General features: G+C 53.7%; 18 protein-coding genes. 3 read left to right on the plus strand and 15 right to left on the minus strand.

Annotated features, from left to right (window positions below; all coding sequences use genetic code 11):
- Nucleotides 1-38: 38 nt before the first annotated feature.
- The 15 genes from ACU8HS_RS25235 to ACU8HS_RS25305 are packed head-to-tail and all read right to left on the minus strand — an operon-like array spanning nucleotide 39 to nucleotide 15,008.
- Entirely contained in the window at nucleotides 39-1,211 is a 1,173-nt protein-coding gene (locus ACU8HS_RS25235) for a glycosyltransferase family 4 protein (protein WP_113413995.1), read from the minus strand.
- A complete protein-coding gene (locus tag ACU8HS_RS25240; RefSeq protein WP_113413996.1) occupies nucleotides 1,208-2,158 on the minus strand; it encodes an SDR family oxidoreductase in 951 nt (316 codons plus the stop codon). Before ACU8HS_RS25240 ends, ACU8HS_RS25235 begins: the two co-directional genes overlap by 4 nt.
- A 6-nt stretch (nucleotides 2,159-2,164) precedes the next feature.
- Complete coding sequence (locus tag ACU8HS_RS25245) at nucleotides 2,165-3,019, minus strand: class I SAM-dependent methyltransferase (RefSeq protein WP_113413997.1); 855 nt, start codon at nucleotides 3,017-3,019, stop codon at nucleotides 2,165-2,167.
- Nucleotides 3,020-3,027: 8 nt separating this feature from the next.
- The gene (locus ACU8HS_RS25250; protein WP_112704367.1) at nucleotides 3,028-3,609 is read right to left on the minus strand and encodes an acyltransferase; all 582 of its coding nucleotides are present in this window, start codon (nucleotides 3,607-3,609) and stop codon (nucleotides 3,028-3,030) included.
- Nucleotides 3,606-4,697 carry a glycosyltransferase family protein gene (locus ACU8HS_RS25255; RefSeq protein WP_113413998.1) on the minus strand — a complete coding sequence of 364 codons (1,092 nt, stop codon included), beginning with the start codon at nucleotides 4,695-4,697 and terminating at the stop codon, nucleotides 3,606-3,608. The genes ACU8HS_RS25250 and ACU8HS_RS25255 overlap by 4 nt, the downstream gene beginning before the upstream one ends.
- 4 nt (nucleotides 4,698-4,701) lie before the next feature.
- A complete protein-coding gene (locus ACU8HS_RS25260; RefSeq protein WP_113413999.1) occupies nucleotides 4,702-6,063 on the minus strand; it encodes an oligosaccharide repeat unit polymerase in 1,362 nt (453 codons plus the stop codon).
- Nucleotides 6,053-7,216: an N-acetyl sugar amidotransferase gene (locus ACU8HS_RS25265; protein ID WP_447015943.1), complete on the minus strand. Its 1,164-nt coding sequence runs from the start codon at nucleotides 7,214-7,216 to the stop codon at nucleotides 6,053-6,055. The genes ACU8HS_RS25260 and ACU8HS_RS25265 overlap by 11 nt, the downstream gene beginning before the upstream one ends.
- Nucleotides 7,209-7,967 (minus strand): HisA/HisF-related TIM barrel protein, encoded by a 759-nt coding sequence (locus ACU8HS_RS25270; protein ID WP_447015944.1) that lies wholly within the window; start codon nucleotides 7,965-7,967, stop codon nucleotides 7,209-7,211. The genes ACU8HS_RS25265 and ACU8HS_RS25270 overlap by 8 nt, the downstream gene beginning before the upstream one ends.
- Entirely contained in the window at nucleotides 7,967-8,578 is a 612-nt protein-coding gene (hisH, locus tag ACU8HS_RS25275) for an imidazole glycerol phosphate synthase subunit HisH (RefSeq protein ID WP_113414002.1), read from the minus strand. The genes ACU8HS_RS25270 and hisH overlap by 1 nt, the downstream gene beginning before the upstream one ends.
- Nucleotides 8,579-10,177, minus strand: a complete 1,599-nt coding sequence (locus ACU8HS_RS25280) for an oligosaccharide flippase family protein (RefSeq protein WP_113414003.1) — start codon at nucleotides 10,175-10,177, stop codon at nucleotides 8,579-8,581.
- Nucleotides 10,174-11,277: a DegT/DnrJ/EryC1/StrS aminotransferase family protein gene (locus ACU8HS_RS25285; RefSeq protein ID WP_113414004.1), complete on the minus strand. Its 1,104-nt coding sequence runs from the start codon at nucleotides 11,275-11,277 to the stop codon at nucleotides 10,174-10,176. Before ACU8HS_RS25285 ends, ACU8HS_RS25280 begins: the two co-directional genes overlap by 4 nt.
- A 47-nt stretch (nucleotides 11,278-11,324) precedes the next feature.
- Nucleotides 11,325-11,816, minus strand: a complete 492-nt coding sequence (locus tag ACU8HS_RS25290; protein WP_113414005.1) for an acyltransferase — start codon at nucleotides 11,814-11,816, stop codon at nucleotides 11,325-11,327.
- A complete protein-coding gene (locus ACU8HS_RS25295; RefSeq protein WP_113414006.1) occupies nucleotides 11,813-12,877 on the minus strand; it encodes a Gfo/Idh/MocA family protein in 1,065 nt (354 codons plus the stop codon). The genes ACU8HS_RS25290 and ACU8HS_RS25295 overlap by 4 nt, the downstream gene beginning before the upstream one ends.
- A gap of 31 nt (nucleotides 12,878-12,908) precedes the next feature.
- A complete protein-coding gene (gene gmd / locus ACU8HS_RS25300) occupies nucleotides 12,909-14,027 on the minus strand; it encodes a GDP-mannose 4,6-dehydratase (RefSeq protein ID WP_113414007.1) in 1,119 nt (372 codons plus the stop codon).
- Nucleotides 14,028-15,008: a GDP-L-fucose synthase family protein gene (locus tag ACU8HS_RS25305; protein ID WP_113414067.1), complete on the minus strand. Its 981-nt coding sequence runs from the start codon at nucleotides 15,006-15,008 to the stop codon at nucleotides 14,028-14,030.
- 549 nt (nucleotides 15,009-15,557) lie between these two features.
- Between ACU8HS_RS25305 and ACU8HS_RS25310 the strand changes: the two genes are divergently transcribed.
- Genes ACU8HS_RS25310 through ACU8HS_RS25320 form a run of 3 tightly spaced genes read left to right on the plus strand, consistent with a single transcriptional unit; the run spans nucleotide 15,558 to nucleotide 18,503 of the window.
- Nucleotides 15,558-16,733: a class I SAM-dependent methyltransferase gene (locus ACU8HS_RS25310; protein ID WP_377312883.1), complete on the plus strand. Its 1,176-nt coding sequence runs from the start codon at nucleotides 15,558-15,560 to the stop codon at nucleotides 16,731-16,733.
- Nucleotides 16,730-17,551 (plus strand): phytanoyl-CoA dioxygenase family protein, encoded by an 822-nt coding sequence (locus ACU8HS_RS25315; protein ID WP_113414009.1) that lies wholly within the window; start codon nucleotides 16,730-16,732, stop codon nucleotides 17,549-17,551. The genes ACU8HS_RS25310 and ACU8HS_RS25315 overlap by 4 nt, the downstream gene beginning before the upstream one ends.
- Nucleotides 17,552-17,555: 4 nt before the next feature.
- Entirely contained in the window at nucleotides 17,556-18,503 is a 948-nt protein-coding gene (locus ACU8HS_RS25320) for a glycosyltransferase family 2 protein (protein WP_113414010.1), read from the plus strand.
- The last annotated feature ends 10 nt before the right edge of the window (nucleotides 18,504-18,513 follow it).

Consider the following 18,513-nt stretch of genomic DNA (forward strand, 5'->3'; position numbering starts at 1 on the left):
AACTGAAGCTGAATGACGTGTTTTCGCCAAGTGCTCTATCATTGCGCTTGATTGCAGGCGTGGCGAACAAGCAACGTGAAGTCAGAAACGAAGCGAAGGACCCGTTCATTGGACATGGCCTGCGCTAGGTCTCCGCTGATTTCGATCTTTGCAGCGGTGCGTGGACGAACGGAGGCCAAAGCGTCGGCGAGCGACCGTGCATCGTACCGGTCGAAATAAACTGCTGCAGCACCTGCCTGCTCTCGATTTACGTCGAGATCCGAAAGGACCAGTGGCACGCCCCACGAAAGCGCCTCTTCGACTGTGGTGCTCCATCCCTCGAATAGCGAAGGATTTAGCAATGCCATACTTGCAACGCCGAGGGGGGCAAGGTCCTGGTAGGGGATTAACCCGAGCAGACGGAAGCTCTGATCCAGCCCGGCTTCTTCGATAGCTGCTTTCACCCTTGGAAAATATGTTGGATCACGCGGATCCGATTGATTGCCACTCGCCGCGATTGTTATTTCATGATTTCGCTGACGAAGGATCTTCAATGCCTCGAGGACGAGGAGATGGTTCTTATGCTTCCAGAATTGATTGGGCAGGAAGACATAGCGCTCTGGCAAACCGTATTTGTCTGCAGTCGCTCGTGCCACATGATACTCGATCTTTCCCTTTGGCGGCACCGCAAAGCGAACAACATGTGTACGCCCCCGAGATGATGGATAGAATTGCTCGCAGGAGCGTCTGGAATCTTCGCTGCTCAGCATGACCGAGCGATGCGCCGCAATCTGAAGCCGAAATCCGATATCGCGCTTCCAGTATCCAAACCTGCTGAAAAGATGCGCCAGATAACGATGCTGGAAGTCCGGAAACCATGCGATGGCTGGCAGACCGAGCCTGAAGCCAAAGAACTGGGCGACTTCAAAGACAACATTGATATCGTGCCTATTGAACTCCGCCCGGATGCCCCTGTCCGCGCCGGTCGCAACGCTTAGCAGCAGAGAGCGAAAGCTTCGAGATCTGTTGAACAACGAATGGCGGACAATCTTCACGCCATCCAGGCGGGCGAATGGTGCAATCTCTTCTTCCCCAATGTCGGTTCCGAAGAAAACGACGGGACAAATCTCCTCCTTCCGGTAGCAAGCCAAAAGCGTGACGAGATTTAGCAAATAGTTGTACCCGCCGGTCCAATTGCGACCGCTGATGATGGTGAAGCCGATATTGATCATCTCACCGTGCCGGCTTCCGAGCGAAACCAGTCGACATAGGCGGAAAGGCCGTCCTTTAGATCGCTGTGCGAGGCAAAGCCGAGGGATTTGAGTTGTGTCGAATCCGCGATCAGGCTTTGGGGGTCGCCCTTTCTCGCCTCGCCGGAAAAGATGATCTCGGGTCGCGAAGACGCTTTCTCGAACCAAGCGTCGACAACCATTTCGACGACAGAGCGAACGCTCGTGCCAATGCCGGTGCCGACATTGACGATCCTCTGGGGCTGGCCGGCGTGTCGCTCGATCACTGATAGCGCTCGCACTACCTCGTTAACTTCAATCCAGTCTCGAAGTTCGCCGCCCCCGCCACCAAGGCTAAGACGTTCCGGATTTTTCTCGAGCTGTGAACATATGTCCCACAACAACTGCTTACGCAGCCCTTTTCCGTAGACCGAAAACAGGCGAGCAATAGTGACTCTCAGCCCATATGTGTCGCAATAGGACTGACATAGAGATTCCATTATGCTTTTGTGATGGCCGTAGGGGGAGAACGGGTTCTTGACCGTCGTCTCCGCGATGGGACCCTTGTGATTTGCGCCATAGACCGCGGCGCTTGAAATAGCCACCAGCCGGCAATCAGGTGCTTCCAGTCGCAGCCACTCGAGGAGTTCAGCTGTTGAATTCACTGTGCGGTGAAAATCCTCGCGGGGGTTTGCAATCGCGACACCGACCGAAGAGCCGCCTCCAAGATGATACACGATCTCCGGAGTGCCAGACTGTCGCTGAATTAGCCGAAGATTGAGGCCATCAATCTCACCATTGTGCCACAGCGTCAGCCCCCACCGCTCCGCGTGGAGTGAAGGCCAAATACCGTGACCGAGACCAACCACGGCATGCCCGTTCTCCGCAAGATACCGCGCCAGATATCTTCCTATAAAACCGTGGGCGCCTGTAACGAGTATTCGAGCCATTCTTCTCTATCTGGGCCTCGTGGCAATGAAGGAGTAAAGTCGTCCGGGCCGATTGTCGAATGTCTGCGCGATCCGCAAAATAGCAGCCCAGACGAGGCCGAAATGTAATACTGAGGAAGCGATAGCGCCGATCACGGGCAGTCTGGTACCGAGCCGTTCACCCATTTCTTTCCTTAGGTCGTTCTTGGTGTAAGGAGCGAAATTTATCGCGCTCGCGAGAGGCTTAAGCACCTCGTCCATCTTAAAACCAGCAGAAACGATGGCATTTTCATACTCGGCCAACAGGAACGCATTTTCTCCACCGTAGAGCCTGTGGAGAGGATGCTGATCAAGAAACACCTGAAGATCGTCTTTTGATGAAATGACATGCTCCCGCACGGCGATGAACCGGCCGCCAGGCTTCAGGACACGAAAAAACTCCCGACACGCAGCTGCGAGATCCGATGTGTGGTGCAAGACAGCTCTCGCAAAGACGACGTCGAACGCCTCGTCAGGAAACGGCAATTTTTCAGAGAACTCTTCGACCGCCTCGATCGGCAAACCAGTTTCCTGCGCGAGACCCTTGATCGCTCCTGAACCCACGAGGTCGCTTTTGTCCGGCTCAAGAGCAGTGACGTCGAAACCTTCCTTTGCCAGTGCGAAACTTGCGATACCTCTACCTGCGCCTATATCAACCGCCCTGCCCCGCTGATCGGGAAGAAATCCACGGATCACTCTCCACTCATCGCTTCGCCAATAACGTTCGGCCGCCTTTGAAAGGGGGTCGTCGTAATAGGCATCGATAACGAGCTTCTGCTGGTCGGGTTGTTCCCGAAGCCATTGGACGGCTTTTTCCCATGTATCCAGCTGCTGCGATGTCATCGTCTATCCTAGGTTAACGCCGCTTCCGGCGTTATGTGGCGAATGATCCGGGCCGGGTTGCCAGCAACAACTGTGTAGGGTGCTACGTCGCGCGTTACAACGGCCTGGGCTCCAATAACCGCACCTTCGCCGACTGTCACTCCCTTCAATATGCTGGCCCCAAATCCGATCCACACTTTATCTCGGATGATGACTGGCTTAATCGAAACTCCGGACCAATCCTTGCGACCCAAACCCCAATCGCGAACATCGTTTTTTCGCAGTCCCCAATCCAGGGAATGGGAGTCGTGATCCACGATCGTCACACCCCAGGAGATAATGACATCGTTTTCAATTTGAATGTCTGAATGACACACCAAATGGCTTGATCCAATATAACACCGATCGCCAATGCTGACACATCCATTCGGATCGTCGAAACTGATGATGCAATTTATGATGCTGTTTTGACCAATTTGAACCGTGCCGCCCCGAATGGACCGCAGCGCCAACCAGCGCACGGTACTCCGCGGTCCCACAATGAATCGACTTTTGCGTCGCACCAGAACGCCAGCCACCATGTCGATCATTGCCAAAGGTTTCAGCTTCATGCGATCTCGATAAGACGATTGAAATGTTGCCACTGAGCTTCCTTGTTGTACATCGTCTTGACAAGAGTGTGGCCCCTTGCTGCGACGGACAGCAGGCGATCCCGGTCTGCAAGCAGTTCGCGTAGGACTGATACTGCGGCTTCGGTGTTGTCATACGTCACCATACTCTCCCCATCTATCATGCCATGAGGGTAGTTGCCGGCATCCGAAACCATTGCTGCACCACAACCAAGTGTTTCCCAGCAACGCATGTTGCCTCTGTCCGGCCCGGCCATATCCACTGCACCATTTAGCACGATCTTTGAGTGCGAGATCGCCTTATACAGGTCGCGTCCGAATACCGCTGGCTGTGAAACGGCTCGAATGCTCCTTGGTCGTTTGTGCTTACTAATCGGTGGCAGCCAGCCGATCGGGCTCTCCGCGAGACGCGTAAGACGTGAGCGGTCCAGGTGAAACACGATCCGGAATTCGTTGCAGAGTTCCGAAACCGCCTCAAGAACTTCAGCACGCTTTCGATGATGGCGAGTATAGCCCCCAACAAATAAGACGTCGATCGGCCGATTGGTGTTGGCAGCGTATTGATCCATTGCAGGATCGTGCGCCGGAGCAAAATACTCTGCATGCCATCCGCGCTTGCGATAACCTTCCAAAATCAACGGAAAATTGCAGATGATGAGATCGTAAGCCCCGAAATCCACATTGCCGGAAGGAGCAGCTCTCCACATGATCGATTTGCGAACGCAGCCTGGCAGCTTTTTTAGAAATTCGCTGCCATAGCGCATGGGATCCATGTTGTAAAAAATTTCTGTTCGGTGATGCTCTATCTGGGCAAGAAGAATTTCTTCCATAGTGGTCGAGTTTGGAAGACCATTTTCCGCTGCCCAGAATTTCTGAAGCCTCTCGTCATCGCCATTCGTAAAGAATACATCCTCGGTTGATTCGGCGGGAGGCTTTAGGATGTGGCAAGCCCCGTAGGAGTCGTTCAGAAACGTTTTCAGCCGCTTCTGGAACTGCATGTCATTCTTCGCAAGGCGGTCGAGCCGAGGCAGATAGGATGCGTAGACACCGGAATTCTGGAAAATGCGCATCGCTCTAGGCCTGCTCAATACGAGCCATGTTATTGAAACTTTTCGAATGGCCTTTGGTAGAGCGCCACTTGAAGGCGGAAGATATTCCCATCGTCAACGGAACCACCAGCACCAATCCACCTGTGACCATCGCTGTCTGCAATGCCGTTGAAAGCATGATGAAGACGCCATATTGGCCGAGGGCCAGGCCAGCAATCGTCGCAGCCGTCTTCCCTCGCTTTAGGATTAGCTGAATATCGAGCCATCGGACGAGAAAGCCTGCGAGAACGGAGTAACAAAGGATGCCTGCCCAGGAAAAGTCTGCCCAGGCGTCCGCAATGAACATGGCAGTTGTGGTCGATCCCGTGACGCCGCGATGCACGGCACCAACCAGCAGATAGGTGGGTGGCGATGGTTGTGACTGCAGACTACTTACCAACCAGCTGAATTGGCTACCCCAGCTGTGTGGAAGTACGTTTGGTATTGCGGCGAAATACTCAAGCAAACTTTCGTTGACGATCATGAATATGCGATAGAAAAGGAAATCAAGCGTTGCGCTTATGCCGCTAACCTCGCGAACAGCCACCGCCGTCATCGCTCCAAATAGAACAATGCAAATAGTAACAAAACCCAGTACCACTCCCAACCGTACCCGCAGCGATCGACGCAAGTACTCAACGACCATCAGCTGTAGGACGAAAATCGCCAATGGCGCCTTGCTTAAGGTTGCTGCTTTTTCGAAAAGTACAACAGCAATGAATGCATATGCCACGAGTTTAAGCCGAATGGCGTCCTCTCGCAGCAACACAAAACAGCAGAATGCCACATACGGGAACACATTATTGTTTAAGAGATTCAATAGATAAAAGCGGCTGCCGCCATATTCACGACGCATCGCTATCTTCTCGAACTCAAATGCGTCCGATGAGAAGTAGGTTATAACATGCGGGATGCTGTTTTCGACGACGATAAAAAAAACGAGAACCATCACGCCTATAGCTGCTGTGACCTCAATCCGCTCGGCAACTCCTCTTGGGATACGGACGGTCTCGCGGCTCCAACTGCTGATGGCATCTTGCATCTTCAGTCGACTGCTACCGAAAACGCTGTCCGAAAGCACCATTCCGGCACATATGCCGCAGAAAGATAGTGCTAGTGCCAGGTCGAGAGAGGGGATAACTTCCCATTTTGGCGCGGCAAAGAGGATCGTTGTAAAAAAGGCGGTTTCTGGTCCCCACACCCGCGTATAGTAAAGATAAAGCGGACCGTGCAGAATGAGCATCAGCCCAAGCAGCAGCGAGGAGAGGGTGAAATTGACGCCAATATACCGGATGTAGAACACCGCCGATATCGCAACCGTGATTAAGAAGATCAGGCTAGTCGACATCCGCTACCTTTGCGGCCGTGTGACGCGCGGTTGGCGTGAATTTTCTGGTGAAATTACGCAATTCCATCAGTATTTTGTGCAGTATCATGCCGTTAGCGTAATGCGTATGGGGAATCGGCGGCGATGCGATGTAGTTTTGCAATTGCTGTTCGGATAATCCCAGCTTTTTGGCGATGAATTTGGTTTCCCTGCGTGCTTCTCGTTCCGGTATTATTGGCTTTGCAATCTCTGCCAAGGCATCGTCGCGGGTCATCTGTCCTGCCACGATCAGGCTCGAAAGATGAAGCCTTCTCTTATCGAAGTTAAATTTCGCGGGTAGGTAAATGTCTTGGTAGAACTTCGTAAAACGTGACTCGCTGTGTTTGCTGCCGTATTCGCGCCAGCCGTATTCGCGCCGTAGTTCCTGCTGTGCCTTCTCCTTGTCGTAGTCGAAATAGTTCAGCGGTCGATGAATCGTCAGCTGCTTCCTTACCCGTGTCATCCAGATATATTCCGGAAAACTCATGAATGGGTAAGTTGAAAGTGTCGTCGTGCCGAAGCGCTTCTGAATGGCGTTTGCGTGCGTGCCATCGATAGATGGGTAGCCGAAGCCGGGAGGAACGACCGATTCTGACGCGAAGTTGACGCCGCTCAAGAAGTGGCGAATTCCGAACTTGGCAGCTGTGCGGTAGAGGGTGGAAAAGAACGCATGGTCCTGGGGGATGTCCTGGTTGAGGACGGATGCTTTCAAGAAGGAGACCTGAAGATCCCGCATTTCCTGCCATTCTACAACATAGGTGTGAAGGTCGAGGTCGAGTTTCCGCACCAGCCGCTCGATGTTGTGGACGGCAGGCTCGGAGTTCCAACCGCCATCGACATGGACGGCGAGCAAGCGGAGGCCGTGCTTGCGACTGGCGAGATGGGCGAGAAAAGCGCTATCAATACCGCCGCTAAGCCCAACCATTGCGTCATAGGGCTTATTCTTTCCTTCCTCCTTTAGCATGGCGACTAGTCGCTGCATTTTTAGATCGCCCTCTGGGCCAGGCAGCCATTCGTGCGGTTTTCTGGCCAGAGCGTCGCGGCAGCAATTGCACTGACCGTTCGCGTCGAACTCGATCGCCGGATTGGAATCGTCCATAACGCAGAAGGAGCATATTCTTTGCATCTCACGCATGGGTGTCGCGCTCCATTCCCTCCAGCATTTCCGGATCCGGGTAGTTGACCAGAACGGCGCGCAACCCGCCGACAAAGGTAAAAGTGCTTCCGGACGCGGCCGCCGAGGCGCCTGCACGCAAACCCTCAGTCAAGTGTTCGTAGTTTCCCGCGCCACCAAGTGCAACGACCGGGATGCTTAACCTGCCGGTTACCAAGCTTATGAGTTCGAGATCATAACCAGATCGTCTTCCGTCGAGTGTTTTCGATTGGAGGATAATCTCACCGACGCCCAGATCCTGAAGTTGAAGGCAAAACTCCACTGGATTCTGCGGCACATCAGCATTCGGCCGGAAGCATTTTGCTGCAGCGCCTCGTCCCTGGACGTCCACACAGACAACCAGCGCCTGACTCCCCAGATCCGCAGCAATCCCCTTCAGCAACTCCGAGTCGCCGGCTCTGCTCCCGATGACGAATTTTTCGACACCGAAGCGATTCAGCTCTTCACATTCCTGTGGCTTGCTTATTCCGCCGCCATAAGCCAGTGGCATGAAACATTCGGCTGCTAATTCGCGCATGAATCCAATATCGGGTCCGCGACCCCTTCTGGAGGCATCGATATCGAGGATGCATATTTCATCGACCTCCTTCTCGTTGAAGAGCCGCACCACATTGAAGGGATCGCCGACATAAGTCCGCTCTCCGAACTCAACTGTTTTGACGAGGCGATGTTTTTCGTCGACCAGCAGAACTGGGATCAGCCTTTTTCTCATCAGATCTTCTCGAACGCTTCAAGCACGCGCATGCCGAAGCGATGGCTCTTTTCCGGGTGGAACTGCACCCCGCTTATATTTCCCGAACTAACGGCACAGCAGAGTTCTTGACCGTAATCGATCGTAGCCGTGACATCCTCAGCGTTGTCGCATTGCACATAGTAGCCGTGGTCAAAGTAAAAGCGTTCGTTTTGCACAGCCGGATCGAAAAGATCACTCAGGCGAGATGGTTTGACTCCAAGCCAGCCAATATGTGGCACTTTGAGAGGCGATTCAGGCGGCAGTGCGATCCGAAGCACATCCGCCGCTATCCATCCAAGGCCGGGTCGAGTGCCCTCGTCGCTTCCGCGCGCCAGCAGCTGCATGCCAAGGCAAATGCCAAGAACGGGAATCTGCCGCTTCAATACGGCCTCGTTGAGCGGTGCGATGAGTCCCCTGTCTTGCAGGGTTAGCATCGCCTTGTCGAAAGCGCCTACACCTGGAAGAATGAGCTTGGAAGCGGTCCTGATCTTTTCGGGATCTCCGCTTGCTTCGGCATCGATCCCGAGATAGTCCGCCATATTGATGATTGCACCAATATTGCCAACACCGTAGTCCACTACAGTGATCACTCAGCGCCCTCTCTTATGTCTTGCAAGACTAACTAACATATCAAGATGCCGATCTATGATTGTGTTTCTAACGGACCGATAAATCCGCGACAAGATAATACGCCCGGTTTTTGACGCCATGGCAGTGAACATAATCGCAGCTGCGACGATGACGAAGAATAAGGTATAAGCGAGGCCGAGCAGGAACCAATTGCCGATCCATCGGAATTCCATCTGGTAGAAAGCAATCGACAGTATGGAACCGACAGCAGATGGCCCAAGGGTGCTTGCAAACATCTGCTCAAGGCTGAACGCCGGGAAGAAACGCTGGCGGAGCACTATGAGGGTAAGGCCAGAGCGCACGGTGGTTGCCGCCAACAGGCCATAGCCCGCTGCGATGGGGCCGAAATATCCTATGAATGCGATGGAGAACATAACTGTCATCGCGGAATATGCCAGCGATACTGTGGTTGCGATAGCGTTTTTTCCCATGCTTGCAGCATAGTAGAAAAACACATTGTAGCCGCAGCCGATCAAGCCTCCCAGAATAAGAACCTGCAACAGATGGCCAGCAGCCTCAGCCGTCTCTTTGCCGACCCAAAGAGTGAGCAGGGGGCGCGAGAGGATTGCAATCGGCGACAGCATGATTGCGCCGAATGCTGCGTTAACCCACGATGAGCTGAGGAAAAAATCAAACCGTTCAGATTCACTGCTGGCGGCCATGCTGCCGAAGCGGGGGAAAAGTACCTCGCAGGCTCGTATCGTGGCAATGTAGCCGGCCTCCTGCACGCGGTTGCAGATATTGTACTGTCCCACCACGGCAGCAGGAGCCAGAGACGCAAGCACATACCTGTCCATTTGATTGCCGAGAATACCTGCAAGCTGGGATAGGCCTTGCCATGTCCCGAAATGCAGCAAAGCGCTCAGCTCATCACCTGTTTTTGGGCCAGCGGGCTCGTCCCCGGTCAAGAGGTGGCGTGTGACAAGCAGCCATCCCAGCGCAGAAAGGATGAGGCTGCCTGCAAAACCGGAGAGGTAGCCGTTCAGCGTCGGGATGAACCAGGTACATCCCAGGGTAAAAAAAACCGTTGCAAAAGAACTCCAGGCGGAAGCCTTGGCGATGTTCTTGAAATGCTGACGCCCCACCGAAATGGCCTGCAGCACCAAGGAGAACTGCTGGGCAAAAATTCCGGTTGCCGTGATGAGGAACGGAACCATGAAATTTTGAGAATTGGAAGCCTCAGGGCTCGCAAACCCTCTCATGATCCATGGGCCGATCAGGATAAGCGCCATGCATCCGATCGACGATGCGATCAAGCAGGTCTTCAATGCGATGGCTGCCACATGAAATGCAGCGCTATATTCTCCGCGTCCCGTTCTTGTCGATGTTTCCCGGACAGTCGCCTGACCCAAGACCGTACCGATGAGTGTAAGGGGCGCTGTAATCGCAATGACAATACCTGCATTACCAAAATCATGCAGTCCGATCCAGCGGACTACAAATGGAACGGTGGCCAAATTCGCGACAAGTGTGAAGACGAAAGCTGCCATATTCCAGCCGGAGTTGCCGAGGAGGCTTGAGCGCGCCTCTCTCTGGCCACCGGGTTGCGGTTTACTCACGCGGCAAATTCCCTGATGACATCAGCCACATAAGCGAGCTGATTTTCGGTCATCTCGGGGAATATTGGAAGCGACAGGATCCGGGATTGATTGTGGAAAGCGTTGGGGAAATCCTCCGGACTGTGCTCCAGATGCTCATAGGCGGGGAGGAAGGGCAGTGCGACGGGATAGTTTATGACTGTCTGTATGCCGTGATCGTTCAAGTAGGCGGCAAAGGTGTCGCGGCGCTCATGCTTGACGACGAAAAGATGGTAGACATGCGTTCTGCCAGGTGCAGTTTCGGGCAGCTTCAGTCCACCGACATTGCCAAGAGCCGCGGTATAGCGCGCAGCAATCTCTTGCCGCTTTGCTGTCCATTCGGTGAGGTGAGGTAGTTTAACAGATAGAATTGCCGCCTGCAGCCCGTCGAGCCGGCTGTTGATGCCTTCGATCCGGTGATCACCTTTGGTCAGGCCGCCGTGACGGGCAAACATTGCCATTCTGTCGGCGAGAGATTTGTCCTTGCAGGTGATGGCCCCGGCATCGCCCATGGCGCCAAGGTTTTTCCCCGGATAGAACGAATAGGAGGCCGCATCCCCAAAACTACCGATCAGCCGTTCATCGATCTGCGCAAGATGTGCCTGGGCGCAGTCCTCGATAACCCACAGGCCATGTTTGCGGGCAATCGCCATGATCGCGCCCATGTCGGCGGGCTGCCCATAAAGGTGAACGGGAATGATGCCGACTGTGCGCGACGTTATTTTCTCCTCCAGCTTCGTCGCGTCTATTGTGAAGGTTGAGGCATCTGTGTCACAGAAGACCACCTTGCCACCGGCCTGCGTAATCGTCTCGCTAGTGGAAATCCAGGAATGTGCTGTCGTAATGATTTCGTCGCCGGGCTTTACGCCCAGCGCATGCATAGCGATATAAAGCGAGTCCGTACCATTCGCACAGGAGACGCAGTATGGGGCGCCAACTGCGACGGCGAATTCTTCCTCGAACTTCTGAACGAAAGGACCTCGAATGAAAGCCGAGGACTTGATGACCGCAGCAATCGCAGCATCGACCTCGTCCTTTATCGACAGATATTGCAGATGGAGATCGGCGAAGGGGACTTTCATGATGTCGTTCTCGATATGTCGATTGATGTTGATGCATCCACTGTATTTCAGGTCTCGGCAGGCCCTGGTCCCACGGGACGTATGAAGCGTGCCGGATTGCCGACGTAGATGCCGGCAACTTCAATATCACGGGTCACGACCGCTCCAGCGCCGATAACCACATCGTCACAAATGGTCACCGGCAGGATTGTGGCATTTGATCCGATGGATACTCGATTTCCTATACGCGTTTCCTTCCAGAGTGTCCGGTTCCCTCTTGCCGGCCCCCCGTTGGAGAAAAGATCGTTGATGAACATCACCCCGTGGCCGATGAAGCAGTCCTCGCCTACCTCGACTAGCTCGCAGATGAAACTATGCGACTGCACCTTGGTACGGGCACCGATCCGAACGCCCTTCTGGATCTCGACAAAAGGTCCAACGAAACAGTCGTCGGAGAGCGTACATTCATAGACGTTGGCAGGCTCAACGATCTTGACGCGATCGCCGCAGGTAACATCCCGGACCTGCGCCTTCCAGAGGGTTGGCGAACGACCCGTCACGAGGATCGGCTTCCTAGTTTCGAATGTTTGACCTCCAGGGGCAGGTTCACTTCCTTCTGCGATGCAATCGATTCATAGAGCGCCATGATGAGTTCCAGGCTCTGCCGGCCCTCATGACCATCGACAAGAGCCTTGGTGTCATTCGTCAGGCAATCAACGACATGTTCATAATAGGCCTGGTGCCCGAAGCCATAGACATTGGGCGGATTGACCGAATACTTTTCCATGACCTCAGCGTCTGCCACATGATTGTCGCCGAATTGCCAAGTCCGGATCTTGTTGACCGCAAAACCTGCAATTTCCACTGATCCGCCCGCACCAAGAATGGAAATCGAGCCCTCGATATCCTTGGGACGTGTTGCCGAAGTGGCTTCGATGATCCCAAGAGCACCATTGCGGAATTTCAGTGTGGCGACGGCCGTGTCTTCGGCCTCGATGTTGACAAGGGCTGTTGTCGCGCGAGCATGAACGCTCTCGACTTCGCCCATGAACCACGTCAGCATATCGATGTGGTGGCTCGCTTGGTTGGCGAGGACACCCCCGTCATAAGCCCAGGTGCCACGCCAGCTATCCTGATCGTAATAGCTTTGGTCGCGACACCAGCGAACGCGGACGGTGCCAAGGACAAGTTTTCCAAAACGGCCAGCGTCCAGCGCTTCGCGTGCCTTCACAACGGGAACGTTGAAGCGGTTCTGCTTGACGACGAAGAGGCGCACACCATTGGCGTCGCACGCCTTGATCATCGCCTCAGCGTCCGTCAGCGTCAGCGCCATCGGTTTCTCGACGACGATGTGCCGCTTATATCTGGCCAATGCGATGACATGTTCAGCATGCATGCCGCTCGGCGTCAAAACCGAGGCGACGTCAATCTGCTCGTTCTGCATCATCTCGTCAAACGACTGATAATAGGGTACACCGAAACGTTCGCCGAATTCCTTTGCCTTTTCGAGAACAATGTCGCAAACCGCGGCCAATCTTGCACCTGCGATCTGCTCAAGACCGAGCAGTTCAGAGTGTCTTTTTGCGATCCGCCCGCAACCAACAATAGCGAAATTTATCACGATCTCTTCCCTGATGATTTTGGGTCAGTTGTTATTCGGTGCTGACCCTGACGTCAAACCCGTGGCGCTTGAGCAGGGCGTGTCGCTTTGCTTCCACAAGGTCGTGCGAGACCATTTCACTGCACATGTCTCGCGCAGAAATTTCCGGAACCCATCCGAGCAGATCGCGGGCCTTGCTTGGGTCACCAAGCAGAGTTTCGACTTCGGCAGGACGAAAGTATCGAGGATCGATCTTGAGGATGATATCGCCTGGCTTCAGCGCCGGCGCTTTATCTCCGGAGACGGATTCCACGATGCCTTGCTCTTCCAGGCCGCTTCCCTCAAAGCGCAACTTGATTCCCAGATCTGCCGCCGCCCACTCAATAAACTGGCGCACGCTATATTGCTTGCCAGTTGCGATGACGAAGTCCCGAGGATGTTCCTGCTGGAGCATCATCCACTGCATGCGGACATAATCTTTTGCGTGCCCCCAGTCGCGCAACGCATCAAGGTTGCCCATGTAAAGGCAGTTCTCAAGGCCTTGCGCGATATTTGCCATCCCGCGGGTAATCTTTCTTGTCACGAACGTCTCACCGCGACGGGGGCTTTCATGGTTGAACAAGATGCCGTTGCACGCATACATGCCGTAGGCTTCGCGATAATTCACCGTAATCCAGTAAGCGTAGAGCTTTGCGACTGCGTAGGGACTGCGGGGATAGAAGGGAGTCGTTTCCCTCTGCGGCGTTTCCTGGACGAGTCCATAGAGCTCGCTGGTGCTGGCTTGGTAAAAGCGCGTCTTTTTTTCAAGGCCCAAAATCCGGATCGCTTCCAAAAGTCGCAACGTCCCTAGGGCGTCCGTATCGCCAGTATATTCAGGACTTTCGAAGCTGACGGCCACATGACTTTGAGCTCCGAGGTTGTAAATCTCGTCAGGCTGCGTGTCCTGGATTATGCGGATGAGATTGCTCGTATCCGTCAGATCTCCGTAGTGTAGCTTGAACCGCATGTTCTCGTTGTGCGGATCTTCGTAGATATGATCAATTCGTTGCGTATTGAACGAGCTCATGCGCCGCTTGATCCCATGGACCTCGTATCCTTTCGAAAGAAGGAATTCCGCAAGGTAAGAACCGTCCTGGCCGGTAACGCCGGTTATGAGTGCGACTTTGCTCATCTATGCGCCCCTCTCTCGGGATAGGAAATCTTCGTAAGCCAACTTGAGCCCTTCCTCGAGGTTGACTTTTGGCGACCAACCCAGATTTCTTGCGATTTCGCTGTCCATCAGTTTTCGAGGCGTGCCGTCGGGCTTGTCTGTGTCGAGATCGATCCTGCCGGTGAAGCCGACGATCTCGCTTATGACGGTTGCAACTTCACGTATCGTCACATCACTTCCATAGCCGACATTGATATGGCTTTGCCCTACCGGCATCAGTCTCTTGTAGTCTTCGTGAGGCAAAGTCATGATGTGAACACTCGCGGCAGCCATGTCATCGACGTAAAGGAACTCCCTTAGCGGCGTACCGCTGCCCCAGAGCGTCACGCTTTGGGCCCCCCTGACCTTCGCCTCATGGAAACGCCTTATCAGAGCGGGAATGACGTGGGAATTCTGAGGGTGGTAGGAGTCACCGACGCCATAGAGATTGCTCGGCATTACGGCACGGTAATCGACGCTATGGCTGTCACCATATTGCCGATTATAGCTTTCGCAGAGTTTAATCCCGGCGATTTTTGCAATGGCGTAAGGCTCGTTGGTCGGCTCTAGGGGACCCGTCAAAAGTGCGCTTTCCTTGATCGGTTGATCGGCGAGCTTTGGATAAATGCAGCTCGAGCCGAGCAACAGCAGCTTCTTGACACCCGTTCTGAACGCTGCGTCGACCACGTTAAGCTCCATCATCAAGTTGTCGTAGATGAAGTCAGCCGGGTAGGTATTGTTCGCATAAATGCCGCCGACTTTTGCGGCAGCAAGGTAGACCTCGTCAGGTCGTTCTTTTTCGAAGAACCTTCGGACGTCCGCCTGTTCGATAAGATCGAGTTCTTGGTGCGTTGCCGTCACAATGCGATCGGCCGGATGGCCGTCAGCCAACAGTCGCCGTACGATGGCGGAGCCGACCATCCCCCTATGTCCTGCTACGAATATCCTGGGAGGCCGGATCATCGTGTGCCCATCCATCTAGTGCTCGTCGAGGCCTTTGAGCCTGCCAATCTGCAACTGCAGCAGCGCCGACCTGAGGCGTGCAACAGATGTCGGTCTCATTGATTGTTCCGGCCCGAAATGTCAATCGTCGGTCCCTAAGCGTCAAGGTTCATAATCTGAAGCTGTGCTTGGCAGAAGTGGTGGTCTTCGACAGTTCCCGCAATTCCTCGATTGCCGGCTTCCGACGTTTGACGGCTATTTGTGATCACCAGTGGGTTCAGTTCCACCTGATTGCTACAGCGCGTTTAAAAGTGCCAGCGAGGAACGTTAACCTGAACCGGATTGCGACTTCGCGATAGGCCTGTGAGATGCATTGCGTACAAAACCCGCTGGCGTGATCGGAATCCCGTACACTGCCTTGCTCCTCGTGCAGGCACCCAAGCGCTACAACTACCCACAGGCGCAACTTGTAAACGGTTCGCCCGGGGTCGCCGATATAGTATTACGGCTTGCAAGTTGCCGGCAAGGTGCGATATGGGCTTCGCGTAGCCCCGGTGCGGGAGATATGGCTTGACAGAATACAATCATATATGCCCCGCATGCGGTTCCCCTGACTGTCATGTTTTGCCTGTTCCGCACCCGACACGCTCGATGATCAGCGATGGGGCCGTTATAGGCAAGCCATTAAAGCGATCCAGTTGCGCGAATTGCGGTCATGGCTTTCACTTCGAAAGCATTTCGGAACGGGACGTAAGAGAAATCTATGGCGAGAATTATTCTATAGGTCTGAGGGACACGGCTGCAGAGGTCGAGAGATCCCTTGAATACGACCGGCAGGTGAGAGTGTTTCTTGCAGGGCTTGTCGGTGAGGTGAATTTTAAGACGATTATTGAATTCGGGTGCGGGAGCGGCACGCTTCTAAATTCTTTGACAACCAATCTCGAAGCAGAATTTGGGATTGGGGTAGAGCCCAGCGGCAAGGTCGCGGCATATGCCCGTTCCATCGCTGGTGAGCGCATTTCCATCCAGCAGGGCTTCGCAGAGCAGTTTGCTCATACTGCGCAGAAGTATACTTTGTGCCTGTCTGTAAATGTCATAGAACATGCAAGCAATCCGCTCTCCTTCCTGCGGGCCTGCGCCCGAACAATCGACGAAACAGGTAGAATTCTCGTCGTATGTCCGGATGGAGAGACGGCCGGATCGGAATTGCTTTTCTATGATCATATATCAAGCTTTTCATCGACATCTCTGGCCACGATCGCAGCAAAAGCTCAGTTGACAGCCGTTGCGAATGCGCCTCTGACCGGTGTATTGAAAGGCTTTAGAATTTACCTTTTCCAGTTGGCGGCGACACAGGTGGGGCCGTCTTCTGAACACTTCCATTTTTTGGCCAACCAGCGGGCCGAGTATCTGCGGACATGGAGCAAGATTGCGCGCGCAATCGATCAAATGTCATCTGGTCAAAAATATGGTGTTTTCGGAGCGGGCGAATATTGCGACCTACTTCATGCCTATTGCCCATCGGTCATCGAGGGAGCCATGTTCTTGGTCACCGATCGCCCGGTCGGTAGCCAGCTGTACGACAAACCAGTGATTTCAACTGAAGAGTTCCTGAATTCAGTCCCGATTTCTTTGGTTGCCGCTGTTCACGAACGAAATTGGCGGGTAGTTCATGACCGGTTCGAGTTAGCAGCTGTGCCGATCATTCATCCTTTCGAAGTTGTAAGTCAGGGTGCAATACGATGACAGAGATCTCACGCTACGGAGTCCTTGAAACTACCAGCGCAAGTGACGTCTATGACGTTCTGGCTGAGGAAGTCAGGCTCCTCGGGTACAGCGCTCTAGACGCAGCCTTGTCCGAAAGCGAGCTTGACAGATATTCCAACCTTTTTGATGAAGCCGCGACACGGTATGGTGCCGACGCTTCTACAAAGGGTTACAATCTTGAAGATATAAACGAGCGCGACACAATTCGGCTTCTCCCGACGATAAGTCCGATTTTTTGGAACATCGTTTTTGACGAACGGCTCCATCAATTGTTATCGAGGCTGCTGGGAGGGTATTATATCCTGAATCAGGTAAATGGGCTTATTAACCGCGGCCATCAGAGCAAGTACCATCAGGCTCAATACCATCGGGATTTGCCGTACCAGCACTTTACGAGTTCACGTCCCCTCGCGATTAATGCGCTTTTCGCCTTAGATGACTTCACCATTGAGAATGGCGCCACTCGCATCATTCCTGGTAGCCATCATCGTGAAGCATTTCCGCCCGACGAAGTTGTTCGGCGTTTGGAAAAGCAAGTCACCGTTAGGCGTGGGACCTTCATCGTTTTGGACTGTATGGTGTATCATGCAGGTAGCACCAATCTGACTGTCAGAGATCGCCGGGCCATCAATCACGTATTTACGATCCCCATGCTTCGGCAACAGTTTCACATTCCGTCTGTAATTGCCGACCCTTCGGCCTTTTCCGACCAGCAGAAAAAGATTCTTGGTTACGGATTGGAAGAGTATCGCTCTGTCGATGACTGGCTTAGGTCTAGGCAGACGAAAGCCGTATAAGATAATGACGTGCAAGCTTTCGATAGTCACCACACTTTACCGTTCTCGAGAGACAATCGAGGAATTTGTCCGACGCGCCGTAGCCGCGGCCGAAGCAGTCACCGACGACATTGAAGTCGTGATCGTCGACGACGGTAGCCCGGATGATTCCGCGGCAATCGTTCGGAGGAGCGTTGACGCTGATCCTCGTATCTTGCTGGTTGAGCTGAGTAGAAACTTCGGCCACCACCGCGCGATGCTCACTGGGTTGGAGTATGCCAGCGGCGATCTTGTCTTTTTGATCGACAGTGATCTTGAGGAGCCACCGGAGCTGCTTTCGGAAATGGCCAACGTCCTGCGAGAAAAATCCGTAGACTGCATCTATGGATTACAACGGAAGCGTAAGGGTGGTTACGTCGAGAGGGTATCTGGGCGACTGTTCTACTGGCTTTTCCGCACTTTGAGTGACGTCGGCATCCCAGAGAACGTGTCGACGATGAGATTGATGACCCGTCGATATGTCGCTTCGTTGCTTCGCTTTCGGGATAAGAACCCTGTCTTCGTTCCGCTCAGCATTCTTGCGGGTTATCGTCAGGCACCATTCGAATTTATCAAGTCCAGCACGTCGGAAACGACTTACTCCTTCGGCCGAAGGATTGCTCTCATGGTTCTCGCAATTACAACGTTTTCAGCGCGACCGCTCATGCTGATGCTGTTTTTCAGCCTCATCCTGGCCGCTTCAGGCTTCCTCTACGGCAGTTATGTTGTGTTGAGCGCGCTAACTGGGCCGGTTCAAGATGGGTGGTCATCGCTGATGGCGGTAGTGGTGTTTTTCTTCAGTTTGAACGCGGTCTTCACCGGGCTGATTGGGCTTTATGTGAAACAGATCCTCGAGGAGGTGAAAGACCGCCCCCGTTCGATCGTCCAGGAAATTTACTCACATAGAAGATCGTCCGAGACGACGCGCGTCTGATCGACCGATC

Source organism: Rhizobium sp. KDH_Rht_773_N, from assembly GCF_052946295.1.

Coding starts and splice junctions, on each gene's coding strand:
- ACU8HS_RS25235 (WP_113413995.1), bottom strand. CDS start 1,211: ATGATCAATATCGGCTTCACCATCATCAGCGGTCGCAATTGGACCGGC.
- ACU8HS_RS25240 (WP_113413996.1), bottom strand. CDS start 2,158: ATGGCTCGAATACTCGTTACAGGCGCCCACGGTTTTATAGGAAGATAT.
- ACU8HS_RS25245 (WP_113413997.1), bottom strand. CDS start 3,019: ATGACATCGCAGCAGCTGGATACATGGGAAAAAGCCGTCCAATGGCTT.
- ACU8HS_RS25250 (WP_112704367.1), bottom strand. CDS start 3,609: ATGAAGCTGAAACCTTTGGCAATGATCGACATGGTGGCTGGCGTTCTG.
- ACU8HS_RS25255 (WP_113413998.1), bottom strand. CDS start 4,697: ATGCGCATTTTCCAGAATTCCGGTGTCTACGCATCCTATCTGCCTCGG.
- ACU8HS_RS25260 (WP_113413999.1), bottom strand. CDS start 6,063: ATGTCGACTAGCCTGATCTTCTTAATCACGGTTGCGATATCGGCGGTG.
- ACU8HS_RS25265 (WP_447015943.1), bottom strand. CDS start 7,216: ATGCGTGAGATGCAAAGAATATGCTCCTTCTGCGTTATGGACGATTCC.
- ACU8HS_RS25270 (WP_447015944.1), bottom strand. CDS start 7,967: ATGAGAAAAAGGCTGATCCCAGTTCTGCTGGTCGACGAAAAACATCGC.
- ACU8HS_RS25285 (WP_113414004.1), bottom strand. CDS start 11,277: ATGAAAGTCCCCTTCGCCGATCTCCATCTGCAATATCTGTCGATAAAG.
- gmd (WP_113414007.1), bottom strand. CDS start 14,027: ATGAGCAAAGTCGCACTCATAACCGGCGTTACCGGCCAGGACGGTTCT.
- ACU8HS_RS25305 (WP_113414067.1), bottom strand. CDS start 15,008: ATGATCCGGCCTCCCAGGATATTCGTAGCAGGACATAGGGGGATGGTC.
- ACU8HS_RS25315 (WP_113414009.1), top strand. CDS start 16,730: ATGACAGAGATCTCACGCTACGGAGTCCTTGAAACTACCAGCGCAAGT.
- ACU8HS_RS25320 (WP_113414010.1), top strand. CDS start 17,556: ATGACGTGCAAGCTTTCGATAGTCACCACACTTTACCGTTCTCGAGAG.